Annotated in this window: 15 protein-coding genes and 5 pseudogenes; 10 read left to right on the plus strand and 10 right to left on the minus strand. The window is 68.7% G+C overall.

Features of this window, described 5'->3' with window-relative positions; all coding sequences use genetic code 11:
• Nucleotides 1-82: 82 nt before the first annotated feature.
• Nucleotides 83-1,435, minus strand: a complete 1,353-nt coding sequence (locus ACZ6TU_RS06045; RefSeq protein WP_469547000.1) for an ABC transporter substrate-binding protein — start codon at nt 1,433-1,435, stop codon at nt 83-85.
• Between the two features lie 595 nt (nt 1,436-2,030).
• Here ACZ6TU_RS06045 and ACZ6TU_RS06050 point away from each other — a divergent pair.
• Together ACZ6TU_RS06050 and ACZ6TU_RS06055 are read left to right on the plus strand one after the other, a co-directional pair.
• Nucleotides 2,031-3,077 (plus strand): LacI family DNA-binding transcriptional regulator, encoded by a 1,047-nt coding sequence (locus ACZ6TU_RS06050; RefSeq protein ID WP_467674687.1) that lies wholly within the window; start codon nt 2,031-2,033, stop codon nt 3,075-3,077.
• Between the two features lie 42 nt (nt 3,078-3,119).
• A pseudogene (locus ACZ6TU_RS06055) lies at nt 3,120-3,245 on the plus strand (PIN domain nuclease); the annotation flags it as partial.
• 623 nt (nt 3,246-3,868) lie between these two features.
• On the opposite strand, the pseudogene ACZ6TU_RS06060 reads toward ACZ6TU_RS06055, so the two are convergent.
• The 5 genes and pseudogenes from ACZ6TU_RS06060 to ACZ6TU_RS06080 all read right to left on the minus strand — a co-directional run bounded on the left by ACZ6TU_RS06060 (nt 3,869) and on the right by ACZ6TU_RS06080 (nt 8,696).
• Nucleotides 3,869-4,313, minus strand: a pseudogene (locus tag ACZ6TU_RS06060) (PIN domain-containing protein).
• Nucleotides 4,314-4,566: 253 nt separating this feature from the next.
• A complete protein-coding gene (locus ACZ6TU_RS06065; protein ID WP_467674685.1) occupies nt 4,567-5,334 on the minus strand; it encodes an SDR family NAD(P)-dependent oxidoreductase in 768 nt (255 codons plus the stop codon).
• A 53-nt stretch (nt 5,335-5,387) separates the two neighbouring features.
• Complete coding sequence (locus ACZ6TU_RS06070) at nt 5,388-6,413, minus strand: transketolase family protein (protein ID WP_467674684.1); 1,026 nt, start codon at nt 6,411-6,413, stop codon at nt 5,388-5,390.
• On the minus strand, nt 6,410-7,321 hold the full coding sequence (locus ACZ6TU_RS06075; protein ID WP_469547005.1) for a transketolase: 912 nt from the start codon (nt 7,319-7,321) through the stop codon (nt 6,410-6,412). The genes ACZ6TU_RS06070 and ACZ6TU_RS06075 overlap by 4 nt, the downstream gene beginning before the upstream one ends.
• A 22-nt stretch (nt 7,322-7,343) precedes the next feature.
• Nucleotides 7,344-8,696, minus strand: coding sequence for an MFS transporter (locus ACZ6TU_RS06080; protein WP_469547007.1), 1,353 nt, complete (start codon nt 8,694-8,696; stop codon nt 7,344-7,346).
• A gap of 207 nt (nt 8,697-8,903) precedes the next feature.
• Here ACZ6TU_RS06080 and ACZ6TU_RS06085 point away from each other — a divergent pair, with 207 nt between their 5' ends.
• The 3 genes and pseudogenes from ACZ6TU_RS06085 to ACZ6TU_RS06095 all read left to right on the plus strand — a co-directional run bounded on the left by ACZ6TU_RS06085 (nt 8,904) and on the right by ACZ6TU_RS06095 (nt 11,623).
• Nucleotides 8,904-9,581 carry a GntR family transcriptional regulator gene (locus tag ACZ6TU_RS06085; RefSeq protein WP_467674678.1) on the plus strand — a complete coding sequence of 226 codons (678 nt, stop codon included), beginning with the start codon at nt 8,904-8,906 and terminating at the stop codon, nt 9,579-9,581.
• 533 nt (nt 9,582-10,114) lie between these two features.
• Nucleotides 10,115-10,633 carry a DUF1203 domain-containing protein gene (locus tag ACZ6TU_RS06090; RefSeq protein WP_467674677.1) on the plus strand — a complete coding sequence of 173 codons (519 nt, stop codon included), beginning with the start codon at nt 10,115-10,117 and terminating at the stop codon, nt 10,631-10,633.
• 74 nt (nt 10,634-10,707) lie between these two features.
• A pseudogene (locus ACZ6TU_RS06095) lies at nt 10,708-11,623 on the plus strand (IS982 family transposase).
• A 119-nt stretch (nt 11,624-11,742) separates the two neighbouring features.
• Here the strand turns inward: ACZ6TU_RS06095 and ACZ6TU_RS06100 are convergent.
• Nucleotides 11,743-12,135, minus strand: a complete 393-nt coding sequence (locus ACZ6TU_RS06100) for a nuclear transport factor 2 family protein (RefSeq protein ID WP_392360750.1) — start codon at nt 12,133-12,135, stop codon at nt 11,743-11,745.
• A gap of 156 nt (nt 12,136-12,291) precedes the next feature.
• On the opposite strand from ACZ6TU_RS06100, the pseudogene ACZ6TU_RS06105 reads away from it, so the two are divergent.
• Both ACZ6TU_RS06105 and ACZ6TU_RS06110 read left to right on the plus strand, forming a co-directional pair.
• Nucleotides 12,292-12,634 (plus strand): annotated as a pseudogene (locus tag ACZ6TU_RS06105) (IS5 family transposase); the annotation flags it as partial.
• Nucleotides 12,635-12,734: 100 nt separating this feature from the next.
• Nucleotides 12,735-12,908, plus strand: a pseudogene (locus ACZ6TU_RS06110) (transposase); the annotation flags it as partial.
• A 228-nt stretch (nt 12,909-13,136) separates the two neighbouring features.
• Here the strand turns inward: ACZ6TU_RS06110 and ACZ6TU_RS06115 are convergent.
• Nucleotides 13,137-14,792 (minus strand): protein kinase domain-containing protein, encoded by a 1,656-nt coding sequence (locus tag ACZ6TU_RS06115; RefSeq protein ID WP_467675181.1) that lies wholly within the window; start codon nt 14,790-14,792, stop codon nt 13,137-13,139.
• 64 nt (nt 14,793-14,856) lie between these two features.
• Nucleotides 14,857-15,300, minus strand: coding sequence for a hypothetical protein (locus ACZ6TU_RS06120; RefSeq protein WP_469547365.1), 444 nt, complete (start codon nt 15,298-15,300; stop codon nt 14,857-14,859).
• On the opposite strand from ACZ6TU_RS06120, the gene ACZ6TU_RS06125 reads away from it, so the two are divergent.
• Nucleotides 15,196-15,534: a hypothetical protein gene (locus ACZ6TU_RS06125; RefSeq protein ID WP_469547387.1), complete on the plus strand. Its 339-nt coding sequence runs from the start codon at nt 15,196-15,198 to the stop codon at nt 15,532-15,534. The two genes, ACZ6TU_RS06120 and ACZ6TU_RS06125, sit on opposite strands and share 105 nt — an antisense overlap.
• A 168-nt stretch (nt 15,535-15,702) precedes the next feature.
• Here ACZ6TU_RS06125 and ACZ6TU_RS06130 read toward each other — a convergent pair whose 3' ends face one another.
• Nucleotides 15,703-15,849: a hypothetical protein gene (locus ACZ6TU_RS06130; RefSeq protein WP_467674674.1), complete on the minus strand. Its 147-nt coding sequence runs from the start codon at nt 15,847-15,849 to the stop codon at nt 15,703-15,705.
• A gap of 80 nt (nt 15,850-15,929) precedes the next feature.
• On the opposite strand from ACZ6TU_RS06130, the gene ACZ6TU_RS06135 reads away from it, so the two are divergent.
• Together ACZ6TU_RS06135 and ACZ6TU_RS06140 are read left to right on the plus strand one after the other, a co-directional pair.
• Nucleotides 15,930-16,754: an SDR family oxidoreductase gene (locus ACZ6TU_RS06135; RefSeq protein WP_469547014.1), complete on the plus strand. Its 825-nt coding sequence runs from the start codon at nt 15,930-15,932 to the stop codon at nt 16,752-16,754.
• A 664-nt stretch (nt 16,755-17,418) separates the two neighbouring features.
• Complete coding sequence (locus tag ACZ6TU_RS06140) at nt 17,419-18,042, plus strand: TetR family transcriptional regulator (protein WP_467674671.1); 624 nt, start codon at nt 17,419-17,421, stop codon at nt 18,040-18,042.
• Nucleotides 18,043-18,222: the final 180 nt, after the last annotated feature.

The following is an 18,222-nucleotide window of genomic DNA, read 5'->3' on the forward strand; positions in this document are numbered from 1 at the left end:
GTCGTGCGGGCCCCCGCCGGCGGCGGAGCTGTCGGGCGCGGGCGCGCCGGCGGGGGGCCTGGTGAGCGGGGGCTCGGGCCGGTTACTGGCTGACCTTGAAGCCCTGCTTGCCCGCGTAGGAGGTCACCTGCTGCTGGACGTTGTCGTTGACGGACGACCAGGCGGTCTTGCCCTGGAGGGCCTTGCCGACCTCGGCGGTGTCGGTGTTGTAGGCGTAGTCCTGGAACGGGCTCCAGTCGAAGGTCCCGATGCCGTTCGCGGCGGGCACGAACACCTTGTTGATCTGCTGGCCGCCGAAGAAGTCGTACTTCTTGTCCTGGAAGTACGACCCGTTGAGGATCGGCTTGGACAGCGGGAAGAGGTAGGCCTGGTCGATGCCGATCTTCCAGGCCGCCTGAGAGGTGCCGAAGAGCTCCCGGGCGACCTGGGTGGCCTCCTTCGGGTGCTTGGTCTGCGAGGTCACCGCGAAGCTCGAACCGCCCCAGTCGCCCTGGGCGTTGTCTCCCGCGTTCCACTGCGGCAGCGGGGCGACGGCCCACTTGCCGGAGGTCTTCGCGGCGACGCTGGAGAGGTAGCCCGGCCCCCAGCCGGCCGCGATGTAGGTGGCGTACTTGCCGGTGCTGAGGCCGTTGTAGAAGTCGGTGGTGGCGTACGACTGGGTGTCGACCAGCTTGTTCTTGACCAGGTCGCCCCAGTACTCGTACACCTTCTTGGCGTTGTCGTCGTTCAGCTTCACGCCGATGTCCGGCAGCTTGCTCGCCGAGTACGTGTAGGGGCGGGAACCGGCCTGCCACATCAGGCCCTGGCGCCAGCCGGCGGCCGACTCGTCGCTGCCGAAGTCGGTCATGTACGCCTTCGGGTCGGCCTTGTGCAGCTTGACCGCCTCCTCCTTGTACTCCGCCCAGGTCGTGGGGACCTTCAGGTGGTACTTCTTGAAGAGGTCGGTCCGGTACATCATCGCCATCGGGCCGCCGTCGACCGGGATGGCGTAGACGTGGTCGCCGTCGGAGGCCTGCTTCCAGGCCCAGTCCACGTACTTGTCCTTGTCCGCGTTCGCGCCGTACTTGCCCATGTCGAGCAGGCCCTTGGTGAGCTGGATGGTGGGCAGCTCCTGGAACTCCAGCATGACGACGTCCGGGGCGCCCTGGCCGGCCTTCAGCGCGGTCTTCAGCTTGGTGTACTCGTCCTGGCCGACGCCGGCCTGGACCCAGTCGACCTGGACGTCCTTGTGGGTCTTGTTGAACTCCGCCACGACCTGCTTGAACTGCGGGTACCAGGCCCACACCTTGATGTGCACGGGGCCGCTCTGCGCGCCGCTGGTGCTGCCGCCCCCGCCGCCGCAGGCCGCGAGGAGCACGCCGGCGAGGGCGGCGGAGGTCGCCGCGACCGTGGTCCGCCGGAGGGAACGGGACGTGGGCTTTCTGCTGGACGACATGAGCGATCTCCTGGATGTGGTGCCCGAGGGCAGGACGGAGTACGGGAGGTGAGGGGAGGTGCGCCGGGCACACGGAGGACCGGCGTGAAGGGAGTGAACGGGGCGAGGGCATGCGGGCACGCCGGCTCGAGTGCAGGGCGGGCGCTTCAGGCGCGAGGCGCTCAGGTGTGCTGTCCGCCGAGGGATCCTGGCGGACGGACGTCGGTCGACGCGGGAGGGTGGGCGTGCGTGACGTCGGTGAGGGGGAGGGACGGAGCGGTGATCAGCGCGGCGGGCGCGCCGGACGACGACTCAGACCGCGGTGAGTAAAGAGTGATGCCCTGTCAGGACGGGTGCGGCTCCCGGCCCGTGAGAGGTTGCTGGTCCCACTGCGGCTCCTACTGGTCATCCCCGTGATCGCTCTCGGGGATCCGGTCCGCGGCGCGATGACGCCACGACCCCTGGGTACTCGATCCGCTTTGGATCAAGCCCTTCTGCTACGCTCTGCAGCGCTGCAAAAGTGTTAACCGAGAAGTTGCCGCGCTGCAAGAGGCGCAGGAAACCTCTTGAGGGAAAATTTCAGCGCTGAAACCGACATCTGGGATGAAGGTGACATATGGCAAAGGGCGTTACACTCCGCGACGTCGCGGAGCTCGCCGGCGTCTCCAGCCGGACCGTGTCCAACGTGGTCAACGGCTACGCGCCCGTCGCCGAGGCCACCCGGGTCCGGGTTCAGCAGGCCGTGGACAAGCTCGGCTACCGGCCCAATGTGCTGGCCCGCAACCTGGCCGCCGGGCGCTCGGGCCAGATCGCCGTGGTGGTGCCGTACCTGGACACGCCGTACTTCGCCGAACTGCTGCAAGGCGTCATCCGCGCGGCCCGGGTGCAGGGCTACAACGTCCTGATCGACCAGACGGACGGCGACGCCGAGCACGAGAAGCTGTTCCTCAGCCGGGGCTCCCAGCATCTGCTGTTCGACGGTGTCATCTTCAGCCCGCTCGGCCTCGCCCAGTCCGATCTGTCCGAGCGTGACCCGAGCCTGCCGCTGGTCGTGCTCGGCGAGCGGGTCAGCGACGGCGGTTTCGACCATGTCGGCATCGACGACGTCGCCGCCTCCCTGGAGGCCACCGAGCATCTGCTCGGCCTCGGCCGGCGCCGCGTCGCCGCGATCGGCGACCAGCCCTACCGCACCGGCGAGGCGGCCCAACTGCGCACTCGGGGCTACCGGTTGGCGCACGAGCGGGCCGGTCTGCCCGTCCGCGAGGAACTCGTCGTCTCCACCCCGCGCTTCAACCGCTCCGACGGCGCGACCGCGATGGCCCACCTGCTCGACGACCTGGAGGAACCGCCCGACGCGGTCTTCTGCTACAGCGACCTGGTCGCCCTGGGCGCCCTGCACACCCTGGCCTCCCGCGGACTGCGCGTCCCCGAGGACATCGCCGTCGTCGGCTACGACGACATCGAAGACGGCCGCTACTCCAATCCGTCCGTCACCACGGTCTCCCCGGACAAGAAGGTGATCGCGGAGACGGCGGTGGAACGACTGCTCAAGCGGATCGGCAGCTCGACGCCCGTCCCGGGCATGGAGATCCGGGCGCCGCACCGGCTGATTCCACGAGCCAGCACCATCGGGCGACAGGCGGCGGCAGCTGACGGGTCGTGAGCATGGGGGCGGGTGCGGAGGCCGGTACTTGGCGCGCCGGCCCCCGTCGACGACCGCGCATGGCAGGTCCAGGAGATGCTCACCTACTGGGGCCGGCACCGCAGCGCCGGAGCCGTCGACGCCGTGGTGGCCGCCAGGGCCGAGTTGCAGGGACTGACCCGCCTGCATGCGATCCTGTCGCCGGAAACGAACTCCACCGACGGCCTGTACACATGCGAAGGTCTTCCCCATCCGCCCGCCCGACCGGACCTGGCCGAACGCATAGCCGGTCCGCCCATGCACTCTGCCCAACGGTCTTCGCCGTCCGTGCCCACAGCGTGCCCGTAACAGCGGAAAACCACGGTCAACAGCGGTGCGACCCGCCCCACCCGACCACCCCAAGGGCCCGGTATCTGCGCTGGTCGGAGCCACGGACCGCACGCAAGCGCCGTCGCTTCCCAAGCTGGCAGCGCGAGTTCGATCCTCGTCACCCGCTCTTCTTGAAGCCCCAGGTCAGCGGCCTGGGGCTTGTGCTTTGCCGAGGCTTCTTGGGGAGTGTGCAGCCCGTCAAGCGCACGAAGATTGGGCACGCGGAGGGCACGAACGTCGAACGGCAGCCGCACATACAACGCTTCCGGCGTCAGAACATAGCGTTGACCTGCGGATTCATCGTTCGCATCGCGATCTCCCCGCATCAGAAGACCTCAGCATGTCGTTCCCTCAGCCAGTCCGAAGGAGTGTCGCGTACCCGGGGGAGGCGACGGCTTCCGAAGCCCATTTCGGCAGTGGGGACTTCGAACCGGCAGCCCTCGTCACAGCGGCAGGTCATCAGGCAGGACCCCGGAATGCCTTGTGCCGGCCCAAGGGCCGTACGGCACGGAAGTCGCGTCGGTCGAGGGTGAGGATCGCGTCGGTGTCATAGTCCGCGGCCGGCGCCACGTTCACCGCGTCCGCAAGGTCCAGGTCCAGGGCGCGGTAGCGGACGCGGATGGACTGGGCCGCGCCCAGGTGGTCTTCTGTGATCTCCGGCATGACGACCCGGCCCCGGCCCATCCAGCGGTGAAGGTCGTCGAACGCGCTGACGGCCGCCTCTCGCGCAAGCTCACGCGTAGCCACGTGATCGAGTTCCGCCAACAGGAACGGGGACATGACCAGCAGGCCGACCGCCATGATCGCCTCGTTCGCCGCCCCGTGCTCCGGGTGCGTCGAGTCGAGGGCGGCCAGGAGGCCGGAGGTGTCCGCGATGACGATGATCACGCGGCGTTCCGGAGCCCGTCTCACGGTAAACCGCGTCGGCGACCGCGTCACGGACGAAGCTGTGCCCACAGCGTGCCCGTAAGAGCGGACAGCCGCGGTCAGTTGCGGTGTGATCACGCCCGGACAACAGGGCCAGCACAACGAATCCGCGCAGGTCAGCGGTGCTGCATCCGCCCAAACGCCGGGCGGCCGGCGCCCTCCGGAACCGGTTCGTGCAGATGGAGGGTGCCGCCGGCAGGGCGCCGGGGCTTCCTCAGTGGATGTGGGATCCGCCGTTGACGTCGTATGTCGCACCGGTGAGGTAGCCCGACTCGGGACGGGCCAGGAAGGCGATGACGTCGGCCACGTCCTCGACACCGCCGATGCGGCGTACCGGAACCTCCGCGATCATGGCTGCCTTGCGCTCCTCGTCCAGCTTCCCCTGCGTGATATCGGTGTCGATCAGGCCAGGGGCGACGGAGTTGACCGTGACCCCGGACGGGCCGACTTCGCGGGCGAGGGCCCGGGCGAAGCCCAGGAGGGCGGCCTTGGCCGCCGAGTAGGCCACTCCCCCGAACACTCCGCCCCCGCGCTCGGCCGAGACGGACGACAGGAAGACGATGCGGCCGAAGCCGCGCTCGGCCATCCCGGGAGCCACGCGGTGGGTGACCAGGAAGCTCCCGCGGACGTTGACCTCGAAGATCCGGTCCCATTCCGTGGGCGTGACGTCGAGGAAGCGGGTCGGGGAGGTGATCCCCGCGTTGTTGACGAGAGCGCCGATCGGCGGGAGTGCCGCTTCGGTCTCCCCGATCGCGGCGTCGACCTCGTCGGCGTCGGTGACGTCCGCCGCGAGGCCGAGGGCTTGTACCCCGTGCCGGGCGGTGATCTCCCGGGCGGTGTCCTCGGCCGCCTCCTTGTCCAGGTCGAGGACGGCTATGTGATAGCCGGCGGCGGCCAGGGCGTGCGCGGTGGCGCGTCCGATGCCTCGCAGGGAGCCTGCGCCGGTGACGACGGCGGTGCGAGGGGTGTGGTCGGTGACCATGGAGTTCTCCTGATGAGTGGGAAGTGGGTGAGCCCGGGTGTCGTGCGCGGGGCTCAGAGTTCTCGGCGGACGCGCTCCTTGATCGCCGCGACGGAGAGGCCGTAACGGTCGTGGAGGGTGGGCAGTGCGCCCGCGGCGAGGAACTCGTCGGGCAGTCCGATCGGGACGATGCGTGCCGTCTGCTGCGCGAAGGCCAGGCAGGAAGCCACGGACTCAGCGAGACCTCCGGCAACGCTGTGGTTCTCAAGGGTCACCACGAGGCGTCCCCTGGCGGTCTCCCGTAGCACCGTCTCGCGGTCGAACGGCTTGATCGTCGGCACGTGGAGGACGGCGACGTCCACGTGGTCGCCTTCGAGTTCCCGGGCCGCGGTCAGGGCTCGTACCGTCATCAGGCCGGTGGAGATGAACAGCACGTCACGTCCACCGCGCAGCTGCGCCGCCTTTCCGACCTCGAACCGGTAGTCGTACTCGTCCAGGACGGTGGGTACGGCTCCGCGCAGCAGCCGCATGTAGGTCGGGCCGGGGTGGGCGGCCAGTGCCGGGACGGCCTGTTCGATGTCCACCGAGTCCGCGGGGTCCACGATCGTCAGGCCAGGCATGCCGCGCAGGATGGCCAGGTCCTCGGTCGCCTGGTGGCTGGGGCCGTAGCCGGTGGTCAGGCCGGGAAGGGCGCCGACGACGTTGACTCCCAGCTGCGGCTCGGCGATGTCGAGACACAGGAAGTCATAGGCGCGGCGGGTGGCGAAGACGGAGTAGGTGGAGGCGAACGGGGTCAGGCCCACCTCGGCCAGTCCCGCGGCCGCGCCCAGCATCACCTGTTCCGCCATGCCCATCTGGAAGAAGCGGTCGGGGTGGGCCTCGCGGAAGACGTGCATGTCGGTGTACTTGGCCAGGTCCGCGGAGAGTCCGACCACGTCGGGGCGTTCGTCGGCGAGCCGGGCCAGCGCGTGTCCGAAGGGGGCCTTGGTGGTGCGCTGGCCCTCTTCGGCGATCGAGGCGATCATGGCGGAGGTGGTGAGCCTGCGCTGCGGGGCCTCGGTCGGCGTGGCTGCGGCCTGAGTCGACGCTGATGTGTTCATCGAACGGGTCCCTCTCCCTGGGTGATGGCACGGTCCGAGCCGGATCCCTCTAGGTGACGCTGTGTCAACTCATCGCGGGCCAGTTGCCATTCGTGTTCCTCGACGCGCATGAAGTGCGCCTTCTCCCGCGTCTCCAGCATCGGTACGCCGCACCCGATCCGGGTGTCGCAGATGAGCACGGCCGGCGATCCGCGGTGCCCGCGCAGGCTGTCGAAGGCCGTGAGGAGCGCGTCGATGTCGTTGCCGTCCACGCGGATCGCGTGCCAGCCGAACGCCTCCCACTTGGCCGTCACCGGCTCGGTGCGCAGCACGCCCCGGGTCGGGCCGTCCGCCTGGAGGGCGTTGACGTCGACGACGGCGGTGACGTTGTCCAGCCCGTGGTGAGCGCAGGCGAGCGCGGCCTCCCAGGTGGAGCCCTCGTCCAGTTCACCGTCGGAGAGCAGGTTGTACACGTGCGCGTCGCTGCCCTGGTGGCGCAGGCCGAGTGCCATGCCGGTGGCCACGCCCAGGCCGTGTCCCAGGGAGCCTCCGGAGATCTCCATGCCGGGTGTGTAGGAAGCCATGCCCGACATGGGCAGGCGCGAGTCGTCGCTTCCGTAGGTGGCGAGTTCGTCGACGCCCAGCACACCGGCCTCGGCGAGCGCCGCGTAGAGGGCGATGGCGTAGTGGCCGATCGACAGCAGAAACCTGTCGCGCTGCGGCCAGTCGGGTTCGCCGGGACGGTGATTGAGGACGTCCTTGTAGACGACGGCCAGGATGTCGGCCACGCCCAGCGCCTGTCCGATGTAGCCCTGGCCCTGGGTCTCCCCCATGTCCAGCGCGTGCATACGGATGCGGTAGGCGGAGTCCTTCAGGGCGTCGGCGCGCCGGGTGAACGACATCCCTGTTTCGGGCGCCTGAGTGGACATCACGTTGATCCTCATCTCTTGATCAGTTGGCGGCGGGCAGGGCGGGTTCGGCGGATGTGGTAGCGGCCAGGTCGGCTTCGCGGCGCTCCTTCACCCCCCACGTCTCGCGCGTCAGCAACGCCGCCACGAGGCCCAGCAGCCCGTAGAGACTGAAGAGAACCGCGGGCCCGGTCCACCCGGTGGCGGAGTAGAGCGCGGTGGCGATCATGGGAGTGAACCCGGAGACCACCGCGGAGAGTTGGTAGGCCAGGGAGGTTCCTGCGGTTCGGGTATTGGTGGCGAACAACTCGCAGAACCAGGCCCCCTGGACACCGGCCAGCGAGTTCTGGCAGACGGCATAACTGATCACGAAGGCGATCAGGATGAGGGCCGCGGCTTCGGTGTTGACGAGCAGGAAGAGCGGGATGCCCCATGCTGCGCTCACCGCACAGCCCAGCAGGTAGACCGGGCGGCGACCGACCTGGTCCGACAGACGGCCCCAGAGCGTCGTGGCGGCGATGCCGATGGCGGCGGCGGTCACCAGGGCGGTGAGGCTGGTGGTACCCGAGATGTCGGGGGCGTCGCCGTCGTCCAGGTAGGACAGGACGAAGGTGACCGAGACGGCGTACCCCGCGGTCTCCGTGATCCGCAGGCAGAAGGCCCGCAGCACGTTGCGCCAGTCCTCCCGGATCACCACCAGCAGCGGGTTCTTGACCACCTCTCCAGATTCCTTGAGCGCCTCGAACTGGGGCGACTCGTCGATCTTCAACCGGATGAAGATGCCGACGGCGATCAGGACCGCACTGAGCAGGAACGGCACGCGCCAGGCCCAGGTGTCGTCCAGGGTGTGCCGGCTGAACAGGAAGGCGAGGTTGGCGAGGAGCAGACCCACCGGGAAGCCGGCCTGCGTGATGCCGGTGTACAGGCCGCGCCGTCGCCACGGGGCGTGTTCGAAGGTCATCAGGATGGCGCCGCCCCACTCGGCACCGAAGGCGAGCCCCTGGATGACGCGGACGACCACCAGCAGGATGGGCGCCCAGACCCCGACCATCTGGTAGGTGGGCAGGCAGCCGATCAGCACGGTTGCGATGCCCATCAGCAGCAGGGATCCGACCAGTACGGGTTTGCGGCCGACGCGGTCTCCGAGATGACCGGCGACGATGCCGCCCAGCGGCCGTGCGGCGAAGCCGATCCCCAGGGTCGCGAAGGACAGCAGGGTGGCTGACAGCGGGTCGGAGTCCGGGAAGAACACGTCCCCGAAATAGAGGGCGGCGGCAGTTCCGAAGCCGATGAAGTCATACGTCTCGATGGTCGCGCCCACGCCGCACCCGACGGCGACTCTCACACGTTCCGGCGACCCGTGCGCCGCCTGCTGCGGTGCCTTGGACTCAGCCATGCCGATCCTCCTTGATCGTTGGCGGGCCAGCCGTTCCGGACTGGCCTCTTGGCTGTCGACTGTTAACAGTCGAGGATTGATGCTGAGCCCGACGGCAAGTCGTGTCAACCCGCACTGCAGGGATCGGTGCAGAATTTGCCGACTGTCAACAGATGACCGCTGTTCGGGCTAAAATGACCGCTCGTGGAGTCAAAGGAGGGTTCGACCGTGGCCGGTCAGGCGCTGTCCAGTCTCACCCGCTCGAAGACGCTCCGGGAGCGCGCGCTCGTGGCCCTGCGGACGGCCATCACCACCGGCCAGTACCGCCCCGGTGACCACCTCGGAGAAGTCGAGATCGCCGAGCACCTCTCGGTGAGCCGCGGCACGGTACGGGAAGCCCTGCGCCATCTCCAGCAGGAGGGGCTCGTCACCGCTGGAGCCCGCGGCATGCTGCGCGTGTCCCAGCTGACGCCGACCGAGGTGCGGGAACTCTTCCAGGTCCGGGAGGCGCTGGAGGGGCTCGCGGTGGCGCAGATCATCGCGTCACCGCGCAGGCAGGAAGCGGCCAAAGCCCTGCGCCAGGCCTTGGAAAAGCTCCACGACACCTTCGAATCGGGCGCTGACCTGGCGGCGAAGGTCGAAGCCGATCTCGGCTTCCACCTCCTGCTGTGCGAGCTGTCCGGCAACTCCATGCTGGTCAGGACGTGGCGACATCTGGAAGGCCCCATCCGGGTGACCGTGGTAAGCGCCGGCAAAGAGCAAAGCCGCTTGCCCATGTCCGCGGCCCGGCACCAACCGATCGTTGATGCCATCGAACGCGATGACGAAGCCGGCGCGCTGGAGGTGCTGCGGGGGCACATGGCTCTCGCCAGTTGCCAGTTGGCCAACCCCGACGATCAAACCTGAACAGGAGCACGCCCGGGGCGGGCCGGCTCACCAACATGCGCGGGGGTCCACGTGTGAGCGTCGGATCCGGCATGTGCAGTCGCGACGGACACCCCGGATCAGGCCGGGAGACGACGCGTTCCGCTCGGCGCAGGCATCGCGCGCGTGTGACCCGGCCGCTGGTGGTGCCCGTGCCCACAGCGTGCCCGTAAGAGCGGACAACCACGGTCGACAGCGGTGCGATCCGACCCTCACGAGCAGTCCAAGGAGTAGAAATCCACGCATGTCACGGCCGTAGAGCCGGCCCAAGCGCCGTCGCTTCCCAAGCTGAGAGCGCGAGTTCGATTCTCGTCACCCGCTCCATGATGAAGCCCCAGGTCAGCGGCCTGGGGTTTGTCTTTGTTGTCTAGATGATCGATTCCAAGGGGTGGGGATCGTAAGGGGCCTGCGTACAGCGGGTGTGACGTTTCCGGTCAGCTTTATGTGTGGGCACGCACGAACGTGACGTCCGTTTCCTGCCAGCAGACACTCGTGCGTCGAGCCAGCATGGGCGCATGACCAGGTACACCGTGCTCCCCGTTGACCCAGCCGTCCTCAAGGAACTGCGTGTTGCCGATGACGCAGGCCGTCCCTGCGTCCCGTACATCGCGACCCGCGACGACGCAGGCTCCCCGCTGCGCTGCTGCCTACGCCCCATCAGGCTCAGCGAGCGGATTGCCCTTGTTTCGTACGCTCCGTTGCGACGCTGGGCCGCCGCGGAGGGTGCGCTTCCAGGCGCGTACGACGAACAGGGTCCCGTCTTCATTCACGCCGATGACTGCGGTGGGTTCACCCCCGGCGAGGACTACCCCTTCGACCGGCCGGGCGCCCTGCGTACGGTGCGCCGCTATGACGCCCAGGGCCATATCGCCGGTGGCCGCCTTCTTGAGATTCCGGTCGACACCACGGCTGGTTTCGACGCAGCCTTCGACGATGCGTTCAGCGACCCGGACGTGGTACTCGTGCACGTCCGGGCACTGGAGTACGGATGCTTCCACTTTGAGGTGCGGCGGCCCTCCGCCGAGGAGCAGTAGCCGCCGTACCACCTGAATGATCGATTTCAGCGGATCGGCTGCCCGCATGGAACGAGGGAGTCCAAAGTTCGGTTGTGACGCCAGACTTGGACTCCCTCGCCACCGCACTCTGTGTGAAGACCGACGACTTGCTGAAGGCATCACCGCATCTGGGGCCCTGCCGTCCGGCCGTCGGGATCGTTCCGCAAGTGACCGATGCCGAACTGGTCACGCTCGCCATGGTGCAGGCCATGCCGGGCTTCACCTCCGAGGCCAAGTGGCTTCGCCATGCACGCTCCCACCTGCGGCATCTCTTCCCCTACCTGCCGCAGCAGCCCGGCTACAACAAGCGCCTGCGCAAGGCCGCCGAGCTGCCGCCGGGGGTTACCCGGGTCCTGGCCACCGACACCTCTGTATGGAGCGACGACGTGTGGATCGTGGACTCCACGCCCGTGGAGTGCGGACGCTCCCGCGGGACCGTCAAACGCTCCGACCTGGCTGGATGGGCCGAGTACGGGTACTGCGCCAGCCACAGTCGCTTCTTCTGGGGCCTGCGCCTGACACCTGGTGTGCACTCTGCAGGGCCTGCCCATCGCCTTCGCCCTGACCGGGGCCAAGGCCGACGAACGCGAGACCCTGCTGGACCTGCTCGCCGCCGAATCGCACCTCGTCGCCGCCCGGCCTGGACAGACGCTGATCGGCGACAAGAACTACTTCGGCCGCGACTTCGAGCACCAGTTGGCCGAGCAGGACATCCGACTGCTGCGGCCGGCCCGCAAGGGCGAGCCGGAACGGCCTGGGGCCCCGCTGTTCAAACCGTTGCGGCAGGTCATCGAGTCGGTCAACGAGACCTTCAAGGGCCGGCTCAACCTCGAACAGCACCGAGGCCGCACACCGGCCGGCGTGATCGCTCGCGTCATGCAGCGCGTCCTCGCGCTGACCGCCGCGATCTGGCACAACGACCACACCGGCCAGCTCGTCCTGCGCTCACTGACCGCCTACGACCACTAGGCCCTGTCCGGTGGATCTTGGCCGGCTCCACGACTCTGGCGCGGGTACCGGACTTCCACGAACGCGGGACCGCCACCGTGCCGGGGGCGGTCCCGCGCGCGGCAAGCGGCCTTGTCGTTTCACGACCAGAACGCGTCGTACGCCTTCTGGTCGGACCACAGCCCCCAGGCTTCGGTAATCCGACCATCCTGGATGTGGAAGATGATCGTCTCGTTCATGTCGAGCTCTTTGCCCTCGCGTGAGGCCGTGACGTGGAGCAGGGCGACCGTGTGCTTGTCGTTGGCAAGCACATCGTGGAGACGGGGGCGATAGGTGCCCCCTGTCAGCTCGAATTCCCGTCGGAACATGGCGAATGCGGCTTCGCGGCCCTGGTAGTCGCCAGCCAGTGGGCCGTGGCCGCCGAGATGCCACACCACATCCGGGTGGAACACCTCCGCCAGCGCCTCCATGTCGCCAGCCGAAAACGCCTCCATGGCCCGCTGAAACACCCCGATGTTCGGGTGATCGGGCATCGCAGCCTCCTTTGATCCCTACGAACGTAGGCCGGATCCGGCCGGAGCGACTCAGGCACACCGGCTTCGCCAGCCCCGCCACCTGATCGGACGCCCGCCCCAGGAGTTGTCCGGTGGGTCATGTGACTACTTCATGTCGGCGTCGTTGATGTGGACATGAGGCGGGGTGATCTGACGGATGCCGAGTGGGAACGGCTGCGGCCGTACCTGCCGGTCAGTAACAGGCGTTGTGGCCGATGGCGAGACCACCGGCAGGTGATCGACGGGATTCCGCACAGGGTGCGGACCGGCGTTCAGTGGCGTGACCTGCCCGAACGGTTCGGCCCGTGGAAGACCGTCTATGAACGCCACCGGCTGTGGTCCGCGGACGGGACGTGGGAGCGCCTGCTCGAGCAGGTCCAGGCCGCGGCCGACGGGGCCGGTGAGATCGACTGGGACATCTCGGTCGACTCCACCATCGTCCGTGCTCACCAACATGCGGCCGGCGCTCGGACCGACCCACCGCCGGCACCCGCGTCAGAGGGGGCCGAGCAGGCAGAACACCAGGACGAGACGCCGTGGCAGAGCCTGGTTCGCCGCCTGGTGGAGGTGGTGCTGGAGGTGAGGGCCTGGGCCGCTCCCGAGGCGGGTTCACCAGCAAGCTCCACCTAAGTGCCGACGGCCGCTGCCGGCCCCTGTCCCTGGTCGTCACGCCGGGACAGCGGGCGGACTGCACCCAGTTCAAGACGGTCCTGGAGAAGATCCGCGTCCCCAGGACAGGGCCGGGCAGGCCTAATCCCTTGGAAACGATCATCTAGTCCAATTTAGCCTCGATCTTGCATGACGGTCCGTCGGTTTCTCCGGCGGGCTGTTCCTCTGTTGCGGGCTGGTTGTGGGAATGGTGGTGGCCCGGCTGTCGCGTCGGGTGGGCACCGGGTTTCACTAACCCTGATACGCCGAAGTCAGTAACGCCCTCTCAGAGGTCGCAGGGCTCGGCACCGCCGTGTCTGCGGGCGCAGCCGTCAGCGCCGGGTGAGGGTGGACGGCGCCCCGGCGGACTGGTGACCTTCGTCGCGCAGGCCCAGGGTGTCTTGGCCGGTCATCGTGACGACGTAGATACTGCCGTTGGGGCAGGAGAGATCAGCCCCCTGTTCGGTGGGCTGGCTGGTGACCGCCTCGAGGACCATCGAGGCCTTGCGTATCTCCTGCAGTCGCAAGGTCTCGGTGCATCCCACCTCAAGTTTGGTGTTCACTTCGGTCACCCTGCTGACCTGCTTGCCCACCAGCTCACCTCGCTGTGCCGGGTGGAGAGTCAAAGTGACGGCGAACCGGTTGGTGCGGGGCTCAGTGAGCTTGTCAGGAGCTGGATTGCCCGGCCCGGTGCCGACCCATGTACCTGCCCAGGCCTCGGGAAGCGATGTGGCAGTGGATGTCGGCGCAGGCGTCCCGTCGGAGGAGTCATCGGTGGCAGTGGATGACGGCGAAGGCGTCCCGTCGGAGGCGTCATCGTCGGAGAAATGCCGCACGAGGAACGTGCCCGCCGCGGCCATCAAGGCCACGGCCATGGTCCCGGCGACCGCCCGGCCGGTACGGCCGGACACCAACCGTCGCGCGGCGCCGACAGGCGGCAGGACGGCGGTCTTTGCGTCGGCGGAAGCCGGGCCGTCTTCGGGCTCAGGTGACACAGCCGCCACAGACGGCGGTCGCACTGTTGCGGAGATCAACGCTCGCGCCTCCTCCTCCCGCACGGCGAGATCTCTCTCCAGCCCCTCGGGCAGCACCTGCGGCCAGGTACCGCACCGGCCGCCCAAGCGTTCCAACAGCACGCTGACGGTGCCGGGCGTGGCCCGCTGGTCGGGGTCCTTGGCCAGACAGGACCGCAAGAGCGGGACCAGGGCCGCCGGAACGCCGTCGAGGTTCGGCTCCTGATGCACGATGCGGTAGAGCAGCACCGCAGGCGAGAACTCGTCGTTCGGGCTGGAAAACGGGCCCCGTCCCGTCGCCGCGTACACCAGTACCGTAGCCAGCGAGAAGACGTCACCCGGTGCACCCGATTCCCCGGCACTCACCTGCTCCGGTGCCAGGTAGCCGGGAGAACCGATCACACCGCCGGTCCTCGTGTGACGCGAGTCCTCCCTCGCGCGCGCGATCCCGAAATCGATGAGCAGAGGACTACGGCGGCCCAACAGCACATTGGACGGCTTGACATCCCGGTGGGCCAGCCCCGCCCCGTGTACCGCTGCCAGCGCCCCGAAAAGCTCGGCCGCCAGTGCCAGGACGCACTGTTCGGACAGCCGGCCGTACCGCTGCACCCACTCTGCCAGGGACGGCGCTGCCACGTACTCGGTGGCGAGCCACTGCGGGCGCTGCCCCGCCGGGCTGTAGTCCACCACCGCAGGCGTCCAGGGCGAGCGCACCCGGTCGCTGTTACGGATTTCCCGCGCGAACCGCTCCTCGAACCCCGGTTGCCGTCCGAACTCGGCACGCACCGTCTTGAGCGCCAGCGGACGCCCCGACACCGTCCGGGACAGATACACCCGCCCCATTCCACCCTCACCGAGCCGCGCCAGCAGTGGATAACCACCGATAGCCTCCGGATCCGACCCGTCCAGCAACTCCACGCCCCGCCGCCCTCTCAGATTTGCACTGCCGATCAGGTTCAGCTCCCGGACCAGCACAACCAAGCGCCGCATCCGTAGCATCGGCACCTAGCATCACCTGTCACACCGCGATACACCATTGTCAGCCATAACGTCCGGCAGCCCGAGAACCCGTCACAGGCCGAGAGGGCACGTGGGCGGTCGGGAGGGTAGGCCCTCGGCATAGCCCCCGATTTATCGGTGGCCGGTGTGTGCACGTCGGGGCATCGGGCTGGGGCGGTGTTCCTGCGGCCTCACGGTCGTCCGGGGGCCGGGGCCGTGAAGGTTTCGGTGCTCGGGCCGGGTGGGTGGTCCTCCAGCGGATGTGCCGGAAGTCACGGCGGATGCGGGCAGGGGCGAGTCCGCCAGGGACCGTGGCCTTCAGTCCGACGTGAGGGTGATGGACACGATCCATGCCTCTCCGTTCGGGCACGCTGCCGGCGTGTTCGCGACCCTGCCGTCGTGGTCCCGCCCTTGCCGGTCGGTCGAGTCCGGCGATCCGCATCGCGTCCTGGAAGCCCTGGAAGCGGATGGACGTGCTCTCCAGGTCCTCCTCGCCGCGGAGATAGGCGATCCGGGTGTGCCCCAGGTCGATGATGTGCTGCGTGCCGTCGGGGTAAAGGGCTTCGGCGGACCCGAGACCTACCTGCGCACCTCCTCCACCGCCCACTCCCAACAGCCCGTCTTCTTCACCACCGGGAGCACCAACACCTCGGCCGCGGTCCACTGCTACAAGGACGCCGGTTACTGCGACGACTACACCCTGATCAAGCTGTCCTGACGACACCCGATCCCTTCGGCAGGAAACACTTCCCACGGCGGGCTGACCGGGATCACCCGGTCAGCCCGCCTCAACACGCCGCGAGCACCGGTCGTGGACGGCCGGACACGCGGGACATTCCTGCGGCGAGCACACCTCCGGGACACGGCGCGGGGAGGCTCACGGCGGTTACACCCACGAAGATCTCTGGGCCGCAGCCTCGGCGTACGCCGGGATGTGCCGCCGGTACCACGCAGTGCCGCCAGCTGCTGCGTCCGTGCCGTCGCGGCGCACGTTCATCGCGACCAGCACCGTCGTCGGCAGCGCGATCGACACTGCGACTCCTCTTGATACCGAGTATCAGCCAGATGTACAGTCTCCTCATAAGACTTCACCTCGAACGGAAGTGCTTTCCCATGAGCAAGATCTGGTTCATCACCGGCTCGTCGCGGGGCTTCGGCCGCCAGTTCGTCCAGGCGGCCCTGGAGCGCGGCGACCGGGTCGCGGCCACCGCCCGCAACACCGACTCCCTGGCGGACCTGGTGGCCACCCACGGCGCGGCGATCCTGCCGCTGAAACTGGACGTCACCGACAAGGCCGCCGCATTCGAGGCCGTCAAGCGGGCGCACGAGCACTTCGGCCGCCTGGACGTCGTCGTCAACAACGCCGGACACGGGCTGTTCGGCGCGGTCGAGGAGCTGACGGAGCAGCAGGTCCGCGGCCAGATGGAGACCAACTTCTACGGCGCCCTGTGGGTCACCCAGGCTGCCCTGCCCCTCCTGCGGGCCCAGGGCAGCGGTCACATCGTGCAGATCTCCACGGTCGGCGGTGTCGTCTCCTTCCCCAACCTGGGCGGCTACAACGCCTCCAAGTGGGCCCTGGAGGGCCTGACCGAGGCCCTCGCCCAGGAGGTCGCCGCCTTCGGCATCAAGGTCACCCTCGTCGAGCCCGGCGGCTTCGAAACCGACTGGGCTGGCTCCTCCGCCACCTTCGCCACGCAACTGCCCGCCTACGACGGCCTGCGCGCGGCCGTGGCTGCCGCCTGGGGCGATGTCGAATCCGGCGACCCGGCCGCAACCGGCCCGGCCCTGCTGAAGATCGCGGACGCCGACAACCCGCCCCTGCGGGTCTTCTTCGGCACCGCCCCCCTCCACCTCGCCCCACAGGTCTACGCCGAGCGCCTGAAGACCTGGGAGGAATGGGCCGACATCTCCACCCAGGCCCAGGGCAACGCCGCATAACCGTGCGCCGGCAGCGCCGGCCAAGGCCGGCGCACGCCCCACAGCCACGCGAGCGGTCGCCGGGCGTGCGCACTTCCACGGCGAACGACCGCACACGCGCCGGCCGAGGTTCCGAAGTAGCCACCTGTCCTCGGATGATCACGTCCTTGAGGCGGCCGGTGACGGGTCGTCGGCGCCGTGAAGCCCACCTCGACCAGCGAGTCCACGACGGCGCCCACGATCCCGGCCCGTGCGGTGGCGCGCCGGTCGTCCGGCCTGCCCATGGGCTCCACCGCGTTACGGTCAGCGCTGCTCTGAAGCAGCGGGCCGTCCTGAATCACTCCTCGTCAGTGGCCACGGGAGACCACTCCGCGCGGCGGAGCCCGGGCTGACCGGCGGCTTGCGCGCGACGGTCTGCGCAACGCACTCCGAGGCCGACCGGGCCGTCGAGCCGAGCGGCGGGCGAAGCGGCTCTGCCGTGCCCGCCGTTCACCACCGCACGCCACACCCAGACGCCCTCGGCCCCGGTGGGCTCAGTCCCGGACGGGCGCGCGCAGGAGCCCGAGCCGCGCACCGTTCATGCAACCCCACACGCAAGCAGAGGGCGGATCGAGGTCTACCAGGGAGACCGCGCATCACATCTGATACTCAGTATCAAGATGAGTCATTGCTGTATCATTCTGGCATGAATGAGAATGCCCGTACCGCCGACCAGCCCGCCCGCAAGCCGCCCGGCCTGCGTGAGCGCATGCGCGCGACGGTTCAGGCAGAGGTGGTCGAGGTGGCGCACCGCCTCTTCATCGAGCAGGGGTTCGATCGGACGACCGTCGACCAGATCGCCGCCGAGGTGGGCCTGTCGCGCGCCAGTCTGTTCCGGTATTTCGGCACCAAGGAAGAGATCGTCCTGGGACGCCTGGTGGACTCCGGCCGTCAGATCGCGGAGGCGCTGGCCGCCCGTCCCGACGACGAGCGGCCCTGGGAGGCGCTGCGCAGGGCGTTCGACGTCCTCACGCAGGCGAACGAGCAGGCGCCTCAGCAGACACTCGCCTATCTGCGCATGCTGCAGGAGACGCCGTCCCTGCGCGCCGGGCACTACGAGAAGCAACTGAGCTGGCAGGAACTGCTGGTGCCCGAGATCGCCCGGCGGCTGGGGGCCGAGCAAGACCGGCCCGAGGACACCAGGCCGAGCGCACTGGCCGCCGCCGCACTCGCCTGCCTCGACGTGGCCGCCACGGCGTGGGTGGCCTGTGAAGGTACTGTCCCACTGGCCGTGCTGCTCGACCGGGCCATGGGCGCGTTGGGGGAGTAACCCGACCGCGGAGTCCTACCGGACGGCGCCCTCGGAGCCGGCTTCTCTAGCGCCCGTGCCCATGGCGCGCCCTCACGAGCGGACAATCATGGTCAACAGCGGCGCGACCAGGCCCGCACGAAGACGCCAGCACGATGAGTCGCCGCAGGTCAATGGCCATACAGTCGCGCAAGCGCCGTC

This window comes from Streptomyces sp. NPDC052064, from assembly GCF_055585925.1.

What these genes read in the sequence shown, in the direction of transcription:
- ACZ6TU_RS06135 (WP_469547014.1), top strand. Translation starts at nt 15,930, where the DNA reads ATGAGCAAGATCTGGTTCATCACCGGCTCGTCGCGGGGCTTCGGCCGC.
- ACZ6TU_RS06050 (WP_467674687.1), top strand. Translation starts at nt 2,031, where the DNA reads ATGGCAAAGGGCGTTACACTCCGCGACGTCGCGGAGCTCGCCGGCGTC.
- ACZ6TU_RS06070 (WP_467674684.1), bottom strand. Translation starts at nt 6,413, where the DNA reads ATGAACACATCAGCGTCGACTCAGGCCGCAGCCACGCCGACCGAGGCC.
- ACZ6TU_RS06080 (WP_469547007.1), bottom strand. Translation starts at nt 8,696, where the DNA reads ATGGCTGAGTCCAAGGCACCGCAGCAGGCGGCGCACGGGTCGCCGGAA.
- ACZ6TU_RS06045 (WP_469547000.1), bottom strand. Translation starts at nt 1,435, where the DNA reads ATGTCGTCCAGCAGAAAGCCCACGTCCCGTTCCCTCCGGCGGACCACG.
- ACZ6TU_RS06065 (WP_467674685.1), bottom strand. Translation starts at nt 5,334, where the DNA reads ATGGTCACCGACCACACCCCTCGCACCGCCGTCGTCACCGGCGCAGGC.
- ACZ6TU_RS06090 (WP_467674677.1), top strand. Translation starts at nt 10,115, where the DNA reads ATGACCAGGTACACCGTGCTCCCCGTTGACCCAGCCGTCCTCAAGGAA.
- ACZ6TU_RS06140 (WP_467674671.1), top strand. Translation starts at nt 17,419, where the DNA reads ATGAATGAGAATGCCCGTACCGCCGACCAGCCCGCCCGCAAGCCGCCC.
- ACZ6TU_RS06100 (WP_392360750.1), bottom strand. Translation starts at nt 12,135, where the DNA reads ATGCCCGATCACCCGAACATCGGGGTGTTTCAGCGGGCCATGGAGGCG.
- ACZ6TU_RS06075 (WP_469547005.1), bottom strand. Translation starts at nt 7,321, where the DNA reads ATGTCCACTCAGGCGCCCGAAACAGGGATGTCGTTCACCCGGCGCGCC.